Raw genomic sequence first — 15,132 nt, 5'->3', positions numbered from 1 at the left:
GGAAGATGCGCCGCCCTGTTCAGGCGACACGCGTCATTCCCCCTTGCCCTTGCCTTTGCTTTCGCCCGCGCCGGCAGCCGAGGCGCTCCCCAGCTGCGCCTGCACGTCCTGTGCCGCCTGGCCCTTCTGAGCCTGCACGGTGACATCGGCGGCGCTGGCGTTCTCGGCCTCGAACTGGGCCTGGGCGCGCTGGTTGAGCACGACGATGCTGATACGGCGATTCACCGGTGCCAGCGGATCGTTCTTCTCCAGCGGCATCGTATCCGCCAGACCCAGCACGCGTAGCAGCTTGCCTTCCTCCATGCCGCCTGCAACCAGTTCCTGCCGTGACGCATTGGCGCGGTCAGCAGACAGTTCCCAGTTGCTGTAGGCACGCTGGCCCATCATGTATTTGGCCGAGTCGGTATGTCCGGAAAGACTGACCTTGTTCGGCAGCTCGTTGAGCACCGGGCCGATCTCACGCAGGATCGTGCGCATGTACGGCTCGACCGCCGCGCTGCCGGTGCGGAACATCGGACGGTTCTGCGTATCGAGAATCTGGATGCGCAGACCTTCGCTGGTGATGTCGAGCAGCAACTGCGGGCGGAACTGGCGCAGTACCGGGTTGTTTTCGATGATCTGTTCCAGACGCTTCTTCAGGCCGCGCAGCCGTTCGCTCTCGATCTGGTCGCGGCGGCGCTGGGCATCCGCTGCCGGATCGTTGGTCTGCGCCTTCATGATCTCGCCATCCTTGGCCGTCACGTCCTTGCCGCCGCCAGGAATCACGCTCGTCGAAAGGCTGCTCTTGTCGCCGCCGGCAATCGCCACCTTGAGCGGCGTGCGGAAATACTCGGCCACGCCGACGAGGACCTTTGGCGATGAGGAACTCAGCAGCCACAGCACCAGGAAGAGCGCCATCATGGCCGTCATGAAGTCGGCGTAGGCGATCTTCCAGCTATGGTTGCCATGCGGCTTGGCATGTGATTTCGCCTTCTTGATGACGATCGGACGCAGGTCCTGGGCGCTGCTCATGACTGCTCTCCCGTCAGGTCAGGCTCTTGACTTCGCGGACGTGGTCGTCGAGCTCGAGGAACGACGGACGTACCGTGGAGTACAGCACCTTGCGGCCGAACTCCACCGCCACCAGCGGTGCGTAACCATTGAGCGACGCCAGCAGCGTGACCTTGATGCATTCGTACATCTTGATGCTCTCGGACACCTGGTGTTCGACACGCGACGCCAGCGGCGACACGAAGCCGTAGGCCAGCAGAATGCCCAGGAACGTGCCGACCATCGCGTTGGCGATCAGCGCGCCGAGTTCGGCCGGAGGCAGGTCCGCGGAAGCCAGCGCGTGCACCACGCCCATCACCGCGGCCACGATGCCGAAGGCGGGCAGGCCGTCGCCGACGCGCGAGAGCGCATGGGCCGGAATCTCGGCTTCATGACGGACGGTTTCGATTTCGTGGTCCATGAGCGCCTCGATCTCGAACGCGTTCATGTTGCCGTTGACCATCATGCGCAGATAGTCAGTCAGGAATTCCATCATCTTGGCGTCGGCCAGGATGCGCGGGTACTGACTGAAGACACTGCTCGATGCCGGATCGGCGATTTCCTTTTCGAGGAACAGGATGCCCTCGCGACGTGCCTTGGACAGCAGCACGTACAGCAGCGCCATCACGTCCAGGTACAGTTCCTTCTTGTACTTGGAGCCCTTCAGCAGCGAGGGCATTGCCTTCATCGTGGCCTTGATGGCCTTGCCGCTGTTGGAGCTGATGAATGCGCCAACCGCGGCACCGCCGATGATGATGAGCTCCGCCGGTTGATAAAGCGCGCCCATGTGGCCGCCGGTGAGGGCGTAACCGCCCAGCACCGCCACGACTACGACGACATAGCCAAGAACTACAAGCACGATCGGATCCCCGTCTGAAAAACACGCGTCAGGCACGCATCGGGGGCATCCCGCGCGGGCGAGAGGGGTCACCGCTCACCAACCCAGGGCCCACCTCCTGCGCGGACGTTGGGCCAGATGGATCAGGCTTCGGTCTGCGCGGCTGCGGCGTCCTTCGAGAGCTTCTTCACCTTTCCGGCGCGCGACGGCGGACGGCACAGGCTGCACACGAAGTTCGTGTGCGGCTCATAAGCGTGCGTGACGAACTGTCCACCGCAACACGTGCACGAGGAAAGCTGCAGCATGTTGCTCTCGAAAAACCTTACTAACGTCCAGGCACGGGTGAAACTTAAGACGATTTCGCCACCGAGCAACGAGACGTGCTCGAGATACAGGCGATAGGCCGCCACGACCGCGCGAATGCCAGACGTCTCGCCTTCCTGCACCATGAACTGGTACGCGGAAAAGAACAGCGACGAATGGATGTTCGGCAGCCAGGTAGTAAACCAGTCCGTGGAGAACGGGAGCATGCCCTTGGGCGGCGACGCGCCTCGGAGCTCCTTGTACAGGCGGATCAACCGGTCGCGCGAGAGCGTGGTCTCGGCTTCAAGCACCTGCAGTCGCGCGCCCAGGCCGATCAGCTCGATGGCGAGCTGCGTCTGGTTCGCGTCCTGCAGGACGCTCTTGCGGTTGGGGATGGGGGTGGCCGCAAAGCTGCGGGCTGGCGAGGCCTGGAGGAGCGCGGTCAATTGAGCGACTCCACAGGTTGCCGGGCCAGCAGGATAGCAGCGTGGATCTGCTGCATATCGTGGCTCTTGGCCGTGTGTGTGAGAGTGGAAAGCAGCGCGTGATCGTCGAAGCGGAAACGGCACAGCACCATATTCGATGCTGCCAGCTTGACGAGTTGCGCCGAGGTCAGTTTGGCGAGGATCTCAGCAATTTCCTTGCTGACGCCGAGCCTGAACATGGCTTCCACCTGGTTTTCGCGCACCAGTCGTTGCGCGAGCAGAAGATAGGCGAGATTGACCTCCCGGATCTCCTGGAGAACTTCACTGCTTTCCAATTTTTCCCCGCTACCAAAAAAACCCTCGACCGCTTGTCCGGCGCTTACCGGCAGATGCTGCTTGCCGGCGACCAGATCGATAAGTTGCGTGTGCGATGGGTACGACGTACTACGAAAGTGACTGCGCCTGGTAACACCGCTTCTCTGAAACGTTACAGATGTTACAGAGTGTAAGTGAAACTGTTACGTTTATATCGGCTTTCCGCCTCGTATGCCAATCCCTACTTGAGTTGGGGGGAGACAAATGTCGTACAGATCAGACAAAGGCCGCGAATTTTGTAACAGGCTTAAGAACTGACTTCTGATTTACATCAATATTGTTACAGCCGCGAACCGAATAGACACTCTAGTTTTGCGCAGCACACGTCACTGACTGACTGATCGACTGCCGAATTCCACTATTGACGAACAAGCGCGCCTTGACTAAAGACGCGCCGCAACCACGCTGCCAAGCGGGCAAATACATCGTCGGGCGCCTCCCTGAACAAATGCGGACACGCGCGTTCCACCTGTTCCAGCACGCGAGCAGCCTCTTCGGCGCCGATGGAGCCGTACTCCAGCGCCAGGCCCAGCAAGACGCGCAACTCTCCAACCTTGCTGCGCCCCAGCGCTTCGCTCTGCTCCGTCTGCAATCCGTACATGACGTCGTACGCGCGCTGCCGAAGACCATCGGCAACCCGCCACGCAGGCGTCTTCATGCGTTCTTCCAATGTGCGAATATCGACGGCGCTGGCCGATATCTGCGCGGCCAGCGCTTCCGTGAAGGCGGCGTCAGCGCCCGCCTCGGAGAGAATCTGCGTGGCCCACTGGCGCGCGTGCTCGACGCGTTGCTGCGGCGTCCAATCGGGCTGCACGGCCAGGCCAAAGCCGAAGCGTTGCGCATCGCGCATCAACGCGGCCAGCGCATTGGGTAATTGCTTGTCGAAGACCTTCTTGGCCCATCCATATTCGCCACTGGCCAGCAGGCGCATCACGGCGCGCTCGGTCAGCGGACCATCCTGCTGCATCAGTCGTGCACGCAGGAAGTCATCGAACGCGGGTGGGATGAACTGGGCATCGAGGCCCGTGGAGACCTTTACGAAGGCATCGAAGTCCGCGCGCAGCCGCGCAGAGGCTTCGGCCGACAGGGACAGGCTGATGTCGGTGTTCATGGTGTCGTTGGACGAAAAAGCGCCCCGGCGCTGGCTGGCTCGATGCCTGGCGCCGGGACGTGCGTCACCCTTCCTTGCGGTGCCGCCAAGCGGCTACCGGAAGTCCGGTCAGAAGGCGCTCCAGTCGCCGTTGTCGGAGGCGCTGATCGTCGTGCTCGCTGAAATTGCCGGGCGCTTCAACTGGCTATCGGCAGCTTCGACCGATTCCTCAACAGCGGCGGCGGCACCCGATGTGGCGGCAAGCGCAGTGCCCGCGGCCTTGGCAGCCGTCTTCCTGACCGGGCGCGCCGGGGCAGGCAGGCGCTTCGCGCCCGACGGCCGGGCGGCCGGGCGCACTGCGGGAGCCGGGGCAGCCAGTGCCGGCACGGCGTCATCACCGTGGGACAGGCGGAAGCCCGACACCGACGCCATCAGGCGGCTGGCCTGATCCTGGAGCGAACCTGCGGCAGCGGCGGCCTGCTCGACCAGCGCCGCGTTCTGCTGGGTGACTTCGTCCATCTGCGACACGGCCTGGTTGACCTGCTCGATGCCCGAACTCTGCTCGGCCGAAGCGGCGCTGATCTCGCCCATGATGTCGGTCACGCGCTTCACGGCCTGCACGATCTCGTCCATCGTCGTGCCGGCCTGCGACACCAGTGCGGCGCCGGTGTCCACCTGCGCCACGGAGTTGTCGATCAGCGTCTTGATTTCCTTCGCGGCGTTGGCGCTGCGTTGCGCCAGGCTGCGCACCTCGCCGGCCACCACGGCAAAGCCACGGCCCTGCTCGCCCGCCCGCGCGGCTTCCACGGCGGCATTCAGCGCCAGGATGTTGGTCTGGAACGCGATGCCCTCGATCACGCCGATGATGTCGACGATCTTGCGCGACGCGTCGTTAATCTCGCCCATCGTCTGGACCACGCGGCCCACCACCTCGCCGCCACGGACAGCCGTCTCCGACGCATTGGCGGCCAGCCCGCTGGCCTGACGCGCGTTATCGGCGTTCTGGCGCACGGTGCTGGTCAGCTGCGCCATGCTCGAGGCTGTTTCCTCGAGCGATGCTGCCTGCTGTTCCGTGCGTTGCGAAAGGTCGTTGTTGCCGGCTGCGATCTCGCTCGATGCCGAGCCGATCGATTCGGCGGACACCTTGAAGTCACGCACCATCCGCGAGAGTTGCTGCTGCATCTGGTCCATGGCATGCAGCAGGCTGGTCCGGTCGCCGGCACGCAGGTTCACGGCGTCCGAAAAGTCGCCCTCCGCGATGCGGGCCGCGATGGCCGCGGCATAGCCCGGCTCGCCACCGAGCTGGCGCGAAAGCTGGCGTGCCAGGAAGCCACCCAGCAGCACCGACACCGCCAGGCCGCCCAGCACCAGCGCCAGCATCAGCACGCGCGAGTGGTTGTAGACGCTGGTCGATTCATCCATGTTGGCCTTGGCGCGCTCGTCGCGGCGCTTCACTATCTTGAGCAGAAGGTCTTCAAGTGCGCGGCTGTCCTTGATCAGTTCGGCGCTCTCAGTGAACACGATGCTTTCAAACTGCGAGGTGTCCAGCGGCTGCTTGCCGATCAGCTCGACGTACTTCTGCATCCGTTCCCGGAACGGCGGCAGCAACGTCTCGTACTGTTTGAACAGCGCCTGGCCTTGCGGTGTCGTGAAGGAATCCCTAGCCGACTTGACGCGGGTCTCCAGCGTGCTTAGCGACTTCTCGATCTGCTCCCGCTCGGTAGCGCGCTCGCCCATCGTCGACGCGGACAGCAGCGCGATCTGCGCGCGGCTGGCATAGACCAGGTTGATGTTGCCGTCCTGGACGGCCTTGAGCGCCTGCAGGTCGCTGTTGTAGATCTTGCCGGTCCATTCCGTCATGCGCCCCATGTTGACGACACCGAGCAAGCCAATGATGGCGCCGATGACGGATACAACCAGGAAGCCAGCAATCAGCCTGGTTGTCACGCGTAGTTGATTGAACCACTGCATAGAACTACCCCCTCCTTCCATTTGAATAGACCCGAAGCTCAGGCGTTGACCAGCCCGGCTTCTTTCCCCGTTTCACCCATCGTCGCCACCTGTCGCTTGCGCGGCGGCCGAACCTCGGCCTGCATACTCACGCGGAACGTGGAGATCGACTCCCGCAGGCGCTCGGCCTGTTCTTCGAGCGAGCCCGCCGCGGCAGCGGCCTGCTCCACCAGCGCAGCGTTCTGCTGCGTCACATCGTCCATCTGCGTCACCGCCTCATTCACCTGCTCGATGCCTGCGCTCTGTTCCGCCGATGCCGAACTGATCTCACCCATGATGTCGGTCACGCGCTTCACGGCCTGCACGATCTCGTCCATCGTGGCGCCAGCCTGACTCACCTGTTCCGCGCCGCTTTCCACGCGCGCCACGGTATTGCCAATCAGCCCCTTGATCTCCTTGGCCGCATTGGCGCTGCGCTGCGCCAGGCTGCGCACCTCGCCGGCCACCACCGCGAATCCGCGGCCCTGCTCGGCCGCGCGCGCCGCTTCCACCGCCGCGTTCAGCGCCAGGATGTTGGTCTGGAACGCGATGCCCTCGATCACGCCGATGATGTCGACGATCTTGCGCGAGGCCTCGTTGATCTCGTCCATCGTCTGGACCACGCGCCCCACCGCCTCACCGCCGCGCACGGCCGTCTCGGAGGCATCGGCCGCCAGCCGCGTGGCCTGGTGCGCGTTGTCGGCGTTCTGCCGGACCGTGCTGGTCAGCTGCTCCATGCTCGAAGCCGTTTCCTCGAGCGACGCCGCCTGCTGCTCGGTACGCTGCGAGAGATCGTTGTTGCCGGCGGCCACCTGGTGCGTGGCCGCCGAGATGCTGGCCATGCCGCCCTGGATATCGTTGACCACCGACTGCAGGCTGCGCTGCATCGTGCGCATGGCACGCGACAGTTCGCCGACTTCGTCGGCTGACCGGTGTTCGAAGTTGCTCGTCAGATCGCCCGCGCCCATACGCAGCGCGAAGTCCAGCATCTCGCGCACCGGGCGCTCGACACGCGACACCAGCATCGAACCCGCCATGAACGAGGAGAGCACCGCGAATCCAAATGCGCCCCACAGCCACGGCCAGAGTTGCGCGGCCTGCTCCTCTGCCAGCCAGTGCACGCCGGCGATAGCCGCCAGGAACCACACCAGCCCCGCAAGCTGGGCCCAGAGGATGCGTCGCTTCAGGGTAATCCGCGTCACGCGGCCAACCAGACCTGCCAGGCCAGTACGCACCACGGCGCCATCGCGAATCGCCAGGCCGCCGGCCCGGTTCTCGCGGAAGCGCCGATATGCGGCGTCGGCCGCGCCGATCTGTTCGCGGCTGGCCATCGAGCGCACCGACGTATAGCCGACGACGCGGTCGCCGACGCGTGTCGGCGTGACCGTGGCCTGCACCCAGTAGTGATCGCCGTTCTTGCAGCGATTCTTCACAACGCCCACCCATGACTTGCCCGCCTGCAGCGAATCCCAGAGATCGGCAAAGGCCTCGGGCGGCATGTCGGGATGTCGCACGAGATTGTGGGCAGCGCCAAGCAGCTCGTCGGACGTGAATCCGCTCACCTCGACGAACGTCCGATTGGCGAACGTGATACGACCCTTGAGGTCGGTTCGCGAGATCAGGTAGACGTCCGGGGGAAGCGGATGCTCCCGCTGGGTGACTGGCTGGTTGTTGCGCATGGCTTTGACTGCTTTGGGGGCGTTGACCGCGGTGTGCGGCGGCCCACGCCACGCCCGGCAGGACGCGCGTGGGGCGAGATACGACCCGGCGCGGAGCGCTCGGGCCGCTCGCGCCGCTCAGGCGGCGCCAGCCGCGGCTTCGATGGCCGCGAGATCGTCGACGTTCATCAACTTTTCGATGTCCGCCAGGATCAGCATGCGGCCCTCGAGCGAGCCGATGCCACGGATATAGTCGGTTTCGACGCCGCCCGACAGGGTCGGTGCCTGCTTGATCTGGGCCGGGGCCAGCGTCAGCACGTCCGACACGCCATCGACCACGATGCCGGTGGTCCGCTCATGGATGTCGACGATGATCACGACGGTGTACTGGTCGTAGCTGATCTGGGCCTGATTGAACTTGATGCGCAGGTCGATGATCGGGACGATCGTGCCGCGCAGGTTGATCACGCCCTTCAGGTACGCGGGAGCATTGGCGATCTGCGTCACCGTTTCGTAGCCGCGAATCTCCTGAACTTTCAGGATGTCGATACCGTACTCTTCACGACCGAGCCGGAACGCCAGGAATTCCTCTCCCGAACCGTCCGTCCTGTTGATGCTGATGTTCATGGTTGCCCCCGCTGGCATGGTTGATCGTTGCCGGGCTGGCGTGCCCTTGCCGTTACCGCGCATGGCGGCCCCTGAAACCGGGCATCGAATATGGCCCTCTAGTAATTACGGCAGGCAGCGGGGTGAATGAAGGGCGACTTTGCGTGAAACTCACCCTACGTTGGGAGGGCCCAGCAGCGCGTCGACCGACGCCATGAGTTCATCGGGGTCGAACGGCTTGGCCAGGAACCCCGATGCGCCGGCCTCACGGGCGCGTTCGAGGATGGCATCGTCATGCTCCGTCGACAGCATCAGCATCGGCACCGTGGCGTAGTCCGGCATAGCGCGCAACGCGCGGATCAGGGACAGGCCATCCATGACCGGCATGACCTGATCGGTCACCAGCATGTCGAAGTTGCCCTCCCGCGCGACCTCATACGCCTCCTTGCCGTCGGACGCCTCGGTCACCCCATAGCCGCCGGCACGCAGACAGGCGCTGGTCATCCGGCGCAGGGATGGTGAATCATCGACGACAAGAATGCTCAGGAGAGACATCGGGGACTCCGGGTTCGGGTGAGTCCGCCAATGGCACGGCCAAGACCGCCGGCGGCGGACGGGCCGGCTTGGGCGACCGCAATACGCGCGGCACGCCCTTTCATTGGCATATCGGCGCGATGGAACCGTTCTTTAGTGCCGATTCGCGAAGCGTGCCTTCTAGACCGCCAGCGGCCGTGCCGCGTGCAATACGTCGGCAAACCCGGGCGAGTCGAGCGGAACGGCCAGCAGGTAGCCCTGCACTTCGTCGCAGCCCATGCCGTGCAGGATTTCCAGTTGCGAGGCCGATTCGACACCCTCCGCCACCACCTTCATCCGCAGCTCGTGCGCCAGCGCCACCATCGAGCCGACGATGGCGCGACCCTGCGGGTCGGCATCGAGCCCGCCGATCAGCGTGCGATCGATCTTGAGGGTGCCCACGCGCAGTCGTTTCAGATAACCAAGGCTCGAGTAGCCGCTACCGAAATCGTCGAGCGCCACCTGGATGCCGAGCGATTGCAGCTCCGCCAGCGTTTCCAGCGACTTGGCGATGTCCTTCATCGCGGCGGTCTCGGTGATCTCCAGCGTGATCGCAGAAGGCGGGATGTCGTGCTGGTGGATATGTTCGAGCAGATAGCGCGGAAAGTTGCGGCTCGCGAAACGCGTCCCGGACACGTTGATCGCTACCGGCACCACCGGCAGCCCAGCGTCCTGCCAGCTTCGCACCTGCCCGCAGACCCGCGAGATCACCCAGTCGTCGAGCTTGTCGATCTGGCCCGACTGCTCGGCCACCATGATGAATTCGACCGGACTGACCGCACCCAGCGTGGGATGTCGCCAGCGGCAGAGCGCTTCGGCACCCACCACCTGGCGCGTCTTCACGTCGAACTTCGGCTGGAACATCAACGACAGGCCGTCGTCCTGAATGGCGGGCCAAAGGTCGCGCCGGATCACGCGCGTGCGGCGCGCGCGCTCCCCCGCGGCCGAGTTGAACACGCGCACCTGGTTCGAACCGCTTTCGCGCGCCTCCGACAGACTCACGCGCGCTGCCTGCATCAACCCTTCGGATGTAGCCGCATCGCGGGGATAAATCGCGATCCCGATGTTCACGCCGATCTGCATCTGCAGGCCGCGTGCCGCGACGAACTCGGCCAGAGACCCGAGCACGCGAGAGCCCAGGTCATGCGCGCGGCTGTGGTGCACCAGATTGGGCACGCCAACGGCGAACTCGTCGCGCGCCAGCCGTGCCAGGAAGTCGTGCGGCTCCAGCGCGGCCTGGGCGAGCGCGCCCGCGTCCTGTGCCAGGATGTCATCGGCACGAACCTCGAAAACTTCGTCGACCTCGCGATAGTCGGCAATATGGATCAGCAGCACCGCGCATCCCGTCTCTGCCAGGCGCGCATGGGCGATGCTTTGATCGAGCCAGCGGGCGAAGGCGGTGCGGTCTGGCAGGTCGGTGCTGACGCTGTACTCGCCGACCGGTGACAGGCCACTGCCGGAAGGCCGGATCGTCAGGCCGGGAATGCGGCCCGGCCCGCGGCGCGAAACACGTCCGTCACCGGCCCGAAGCATAGGCATCGTGGCATGGTCATCGGCGACATCGTCGTGCATTGCCAGCTCGGCCTGCCCCTGGAGCCATCCGCGCGCCTGGGCGCGATGCATGGCGAACATCGCCACGCACAGCAATGCGATCCCGCAGGCCAGGAAGCTGGCTTCCGAAAAGTCGGCCGTGTCGATACAGGCGCGCGCCGTCATGACGGTGCCGCCACAGGCACGCCCCAGCCGCGCGCCGGCCACGGCGACCAGACCGGCGCCAGCCAGCATCGCGGCGGCAACCGCCACGCGCCAGCCACGCGCGCCCTGTCGCAGCCACTGAAGCGGCGGCCCGAACAGATGCGACGCAGCCAGGCTGGCCGCCAGCGTGGCGGCAAACGTGGCTGCCATCCGCGCGCCATCGTTGGCGGCGGTCAGCGTGCCGGATGCCAGTGTCACCCAAAGGGGCATACCGAGCATCCCGTGCGACATCAGCGCGGCCGGCCACGTCATCGACCACATGGCCTTGCGCCCGGGCCCGCCTTCGGTTTTGGCCGCGCGCACGCCCACTGCCGCGGCAATGCCGAGCAGGGCTGCGAGCAGCAGGAGGCTGGAACTCGTGGCGATCATGGGGGCGACAAGAATGGAAGATACTGGGGCACCGAAAGCGCCATGATGCGTGCCTGGCGCGCGCCCCGCATCATGGCACTTCGCAAATGCCTCGTAAATCTAGCGTCGATGTGTCCTTGCTGGTTGACCGCGTTGATCAGAAGGTTGCCCAGTCGTCGTCGGCCGTGGCTGCCGCGGCCGGCTGGCTCGCCGACGGGCGCAATGGCCGGCTTTCGGCTGACATGCGCGCCACGGGCGAACGGCGGTTGGGCGGGAGCATTGCGGGCGGCGACGCGCGTTCGGCGCTGCGTGCCATTGCCGGTGCGCTTGCCGGTGCAGTTGCTGGTGCGCTTGTCGGCGACGTCGCCAGCGAATGCACGGCACGCTGCGCGCCGGCATTGGCGCGCGCGTTGCCGCCATCGGAAACCAGCGTGAACACCGACACCACACCCTTGAGCTTTTGTGCCTGCTCTTCCAGCGCACCGGCCGCTGCCGCCGCTTCTTCCACCAGAGCCGCGTTCTGCTGCGTGACCTGGTCCATCTGCGCCACGGCCTGGTTGACCTGCTCGATGCCGGTGGTCTGCTCCTGCGACGCGGCGCTGATTTCGTTCATGATGTCCGTCACGCGGCGCACGGCATGAACGATCTCGCCCATGGTCTGACCCGCTTCAGCAACAAGCCGGGTGCCGCTTTCCACGCGCTGGCCGGATTCGTTGATCAACGACTCGATCTCCTTCGCTGCATTGGCGCTGCGCTGCGCGAGGCTGCGCACCTCGCCCGCCACGACCGCGAAACCGCGTCCCTGCTCGCCGGCGCGCGCGGCTTCCACCGCCGCATTCAGCGCCAGGATGTTGGTCTGGAATGCGATGCCCTCGATCACGCCAATGATGTCGACCACCTTGCGCGAGGCGCCGTTGATCTCGTTCATGGTGTCCACCACGCGGCCGACCACGTCGCCACCTTTCATGGCGATTTCCGAAGCCTCGCCGGCCAGAGCGCCGGCCTGGCGCGCGTTGTCGGCATTCTGTCGCACGACGGTGGTCAGTTCTTCCATGCTGGCCGCGGTCTGCTCGAGCGATGCGGCCTGTTCCTCGGTACGCTGCGAGAGATCCGTGTTGCCAGCAGAGATCTGCTGCGTGGCCGACGCCATCGAATCGGTGCCGCCGCGAACTTCGGCGACGATGCCCGCGATGCTCTCCTGCATGGTGGCCAGCGCCTGCATCATGCGACCGATCTCGTTCTTCGACATGCTGGAGATACGCGATGTCAGGTCGCCGCGCGTCATGCGCTCGAACACGTCGAGCGCTTCCTGTACCGGGCGGACGATGGCGCGGTGAAGCATCACGGTAGCGAATACGGCAACCAGGATGCCGAGCGCGATCAGCGCCAGCGACATCGCGCGAGTCGTCTCATAGCGCGACTGCGCGCCTTCGAAGTTGGCCTTGCCGGTATCGAACTGGAATTTCTCGAGCTTCTCGTGCGCGGCGGACATGCCGCGCTGCAGGTCTGGCAGCACATCGCGCGCCAGACGCAGCGCCTCGTCATGGTTGCCGGCCACCATGGCCTGCTCAAGTGGCTTGACGCCGGTCTCGAAGAACGCCTGCCGCTTGGCCGCCAGTTCGCCGGCCAGCGCCTTTTCATCGTCGTTCTGAGGCAGCGACATATAGGTCTTCCAACCCTTGTCGGATGACTCGATGAAGACATTGGCGCGGTCGACGTGCTTCTTCAGATCATCGTTCTCGCTCCCCCGCATCACACCGCGATCGAGCGCCAGGCGCAGGCGGGTGGTGCCGAGCATCGCCTCGGACAACGCCTGTGACGACGCCAACTGGTTGGAGTACGTCTCCTTGAGCGCGCCATTGGATTGAGAAATACCTAGCAGACCGGCGCCGCCGACCAGCAGGAGGTTCGCCGTAAGCAAGGCCATTGCGCCCCGTAAAAGGGTCTTGATCTGGATATTCTGGTGAAAAGACATGATGTGCTGATCATTGGGGGATAACCCGAAGACACCCCTGCTCCGGTCCCGGCGGAGCGATACCGCGCGTCGCCCCGCTCAGGCTTCGATAACGGCCATCCCGTGAGCTTCCTTGAGGCGCCAGCCCTGAACATCGACGAAATGCCGACTACGCCACGTGAGATCAATCAGAATTATCTCGTGACATCTTCGGCACTTACTTTCAAATAGCTTTCAAATGATAAATGTGAAATCTCGCCGCACGTGCCTGATTCAGTGCCTGCTGAATTGCCCGTCCAGGCACGATTGGCCAGGAATATCGGAGCCATTGAATAGAGCACTGCCTTTGGTGCCGTAGATTTACGGGTTTTAGTGTGGCATGTGGCTTGCGCTGGCGGCGCCGGAGATCATCGCGCGGACCACATGCCAACCCGAAAGTTCAGGGATTATTCTGATTTGGGACTTTTCGCAGATTTCTCTGAAATTAAAGTCAGGGGATTTGCAGCGGCGAGATACGCCGTTATAATTCCCCTCGTCAATTCACGGACCAACACTAAAACCCGAGGATACAAATGGCGACCTATCAGGAAATCGTTCAGAAAATCAGCGAACTGCAGAAGCAGGCCGAAGAGATCAAGGCACGCGAGCAAGCCTCGGTGATCGCCGATATTCGCGAGAAAATCGAACAATATGGCCTGACCGCCGAAGACCTCGGATTTGGTGGCAAGGCCGTGGCCGGCAAGAAGGCCGTCAGCCGCAAGGTGCCGGTTCGTTACCGTGACAGCGCCGGCAATACCTGGACGGGCCGTGGCAAGCGCCCGGGCTGGCTGACCCAGGCACTGGCCAATGGCAAGTCGATGGAAGATTTCCTGATCCGCTGAGCAACCCAGCCGATCGGCAGATAAAAAGAAACCGGGCGCTATGCCCGGTTTCTTTTTTGCCACGTGTCCATCAGGGCAGTCGCCGCTAAGAAGTGCTATCAAGATGAAGCGAAGCGGTTCTGGCTAGACGCGCGGCCGCAGACAGTACAAGTAGACCGGCCAAGGCCGCGCAACGACGCCAGAATCATTTTGATAGCGCCGCTAAGCCGTGAACCCCACCGGGTTCAACGACTGCCAGCGCCAGGAGTCCTCGCACATGCGGTCGAGGTCGTGGCGGGCGCTCCAGCCAAGCAGCGTGCGGGCAATACCCGGATCGGCATAGCATTCCGCGATATCGCCGGGGCGACGCGCGACGATTTCGTAGGGTATCGGCCGCCCGCTGGCTCGTTCGTAGGCCTTCACAACTTCCAGAACACTATATCCACGGCCCGTGCCAAGATTCACGGTCATGCCGCGCGAGTTCTTGCCAAGGTAGGCCAGCGCTGCCACATGGCCATCGGCCAGATCGCTGACATGGATATAGTCGCGCACCCCGGTGCCATCGGGCGTCGGATAGTCACCGCCATACACACTCAGCTTTTCGCGCCGCCCGGCGGCCACCTGCGCCACATAGGGCATCAGATTGTTCGGAATGCCGCCCGGATCCTCGCCAATCGTTCCGCTCTCATGTGCGCCTACCGGGTTGAAATAACGCAGGAAGGCGATTTTCCATTCCGGATCGGAAATTTCCAGATCACGCAGGATCTGCTCCCCCATCAGTTTGGTCTGGCCGTACGGATTGGTGGCCGATAGAGGGAAATTCTCGAGAATCGGCATCGCATGGGGATTGCCGTACACCGTGGCCGAGGAACTGAACACCAATTGCCGGACACCCGCCGACTGCATCGCCGAGCACAGTGTGATCAAACCCTCAAGGTTGTTTCCGTAATACTCGAGCGGTTTACTGACCGACTCTCCCACCGCTTTCAGGGCGGCGAAATGGATGGCGCCGTTGATCTTGTGCTCGGCCAACAGCCGGTCCAGCAGTGCGCGGTCGCGCACGTCGCCTTCCACAAAATGCGGTGTCGTGCCAGTAATCTTCGCCAGCCGGTTCACGACCTCGGCGCTGCTATTGCAGAGATTATCGAGCCCGATCACGTTGTAGCCTGCTTCATGCAACGCCACCCATGTGTGGGAGGCGATATATCCGGTCGCGCCGGTCAGCAATAGGGTCTCAGCCATGGAAATCTTCAAGGATCTGGATTGGGTTCACGTCGCTCGCTCACCGAGTGGGCTGCCATCATAACCGTGCGTCTTTACGGCTGCGAT

General features: G+C 63.9%; 13 protein-coding genes. 1 reads left to right on the top strand and 12 read right to left on the bottom strand.

What is annotated here, in order from left to right; translation table 11 throughout:
* Positions 1-33: 33 nt before the first annotated feature.
* The 11 genes from motB to RMET_RS19115 all read right to left on the bottom strand — a co-directional run bounded on the left by motB (position 34) and on the right by RMET_RS19115 (position 12,964).
* Complete coding sequence (gene motB, locus RMET_RS19165) at positions 34-1,011, bottom strand: flagellar motor protein MotB (protein WP_011518210.1); 978 nt, start codon at positions 1,009-1,011, stop codon at positions 34-36.
* Between the two features lie 13 nt (positions 1,012-1,024).
* On the bottom strand, positions 1,025-1,888 hold the full coding sequence (motA, locus tag RMET_RS19160) for a flagellar motor stator protein MotA (protein WP_008647547.1): 864 nt from the start codon (positions 1,886-1,888) through the stop codon (positions 1,025-1,027).
* Between the two features lie 122 nt (positions 1,889-2,010).
* Entirely contained in the window at positions 2,011-2,616 is a 606-nt protein-coding gene (flhC, locus tag RMET_RS19155; RefSeq protein ID WP_011518208.1) for a flagellar transcriptional regulator FlhC, read from the bottom strand.
* The gene (gene flhD, locus RMET_RS19150; protein ID WP_008647543.1) at positions 2,613-2,930 is read right to left on the bottom strand and encodes a flagellar transcriptional regulator FlhD; all 318 of its coding nucleotides are present in this window, start codon (positions 2,928-2,930) and stop codon (positions 2,613-2,615) included. The genes flhC and flhD overlap by 4 nt, the downstream gene beginning before the upstream one ends.
* 398 nt (positions 2,931-3,328) lie before the next feature.
* On the bottom strand, positions 3,329-4,081 hold the full coding sequence (locus RMET_RS19145; protein WP_011518207.1) for a DUF4088 domain-containing protein: 753 nt from the start codon (positions 4,079-4,081) through the stop codon (positions 3,329-3,331).
* A gap of 108 nt (positions 4,082-4,189) precedes the next feature.
* Entirely contained in the window at positions 4,190-6,031 is a 1,842-nt protein-coding gene (locus tag RMET_RS19140; protein WP_011518206.1) for a methyl-accepting chemotaxis protein, read from the bottom strand.
* Between the two features lie 38 nt (positions 6,032-6,069).
* A complete protein-coding gene (locus RMET_RS19135; protein WP_011518205.1) occupies positions 6,070-7,728 on the bottom strand; it encodes a methyl-accepting chemotaxis protein in 1,659 nt (552 codons plus the stop codon).
* Positions 7,729-7,845: 117 nt separating this feature from the next.
* Positions 7,846-8,334 carry a chemotaxis protein CheW gene (locus RMET_RS19130; protein WP_017513142.1) on the bottom strand — a complete coding sequence of 163 codons (489 nt, stop codon included), beginning with the start codon at positions 8,332-8,334 and terminating at the stop codon, positions 7,846-7,848.
* A 150-nt stretch (positions 8,335-8,484) separates the two neighbouring features.
* Positions 8,485-8,868 (bottom strand): response regulator, encoded by a 384-nt coding sequence (locus RMET_RS19125; protein WP_011518203.1) that lies wholly within the window; start codon positions 8,866-8,868, stop codon positions 8,485-8,487.
* Positions 8,869-9,027: 159 nt separating this feature from the next.
* Complete coding sequence (locus RMET_RS19120) at positions 9,028-11,010, bottom strand: putative bifunctional diguanylate cyclase/phosphodiesterase (protein WP_011518202.1); 1,983 nt, start codon at positions 11,008-11,010, stop codon at positions 9,028-9,030.
* 136 nt (positions 11,011-11,146) lie between these two features.
* The gene (locus RMET_RS19115; protein WP_011518201.1) at positions 11,147-12,964 is read right to left on the bottom strand and encodes a methyl-accepting chemotaxis protein; all 1,818 of its coding nucleotides are present in this window, start codon (positions 12,962-12,964) and stop codon (positions 11,147-11,149) included.
* A gap of 551 nt (positions 12,965-13,515) precedes the next feature.
* On the opposite strand from RMET_RS19115, the gene RMET_RS19110 reads away from it, so the two are divergent.
* Positions 13,516-13,824, top strand: coding sequence for an H-NS histone family protein (locus RMET_RS19110; protein WP_011518200.1), 309 nt, complete (start codon positions 13,516-13,518; stop codon positions 13,822-13,824).
* A 201-nt stretch (positions 13,825-14,025) separates the two neighbouring features.
* On the opposite strand, the gene galE is transcribed toward RMET_RS19110, so the two are convergent.
* Positions 14,026-15,045, bottom strand: coding sequence for a UDP-glucose 4-epimerase GalE (galE, locus tag RMET_RS19105; RefSeq protein ID WP_011518199.1), 1,020 nt, complete (start codon positions 15,043-15,045; stop codon positions 14,026-14,028).
* Positions 15,046-15,132: the final 87 nt, after the last annotated feature.

This window comes from Cupriavidus metallidurans CH34, assembly GCF_000196015.1.
GTDB lineage: Bacteria > Pseudomonadota > Gammaproteobacteria > Burkholderiales > Burkholderiaceae > Cupriavidus > Cupriavidus metallidurans.
Note: the sequence above shows the minus strand (reverse complement) of the source record. Positions and strands in the feature narration are given on the sequence as shown.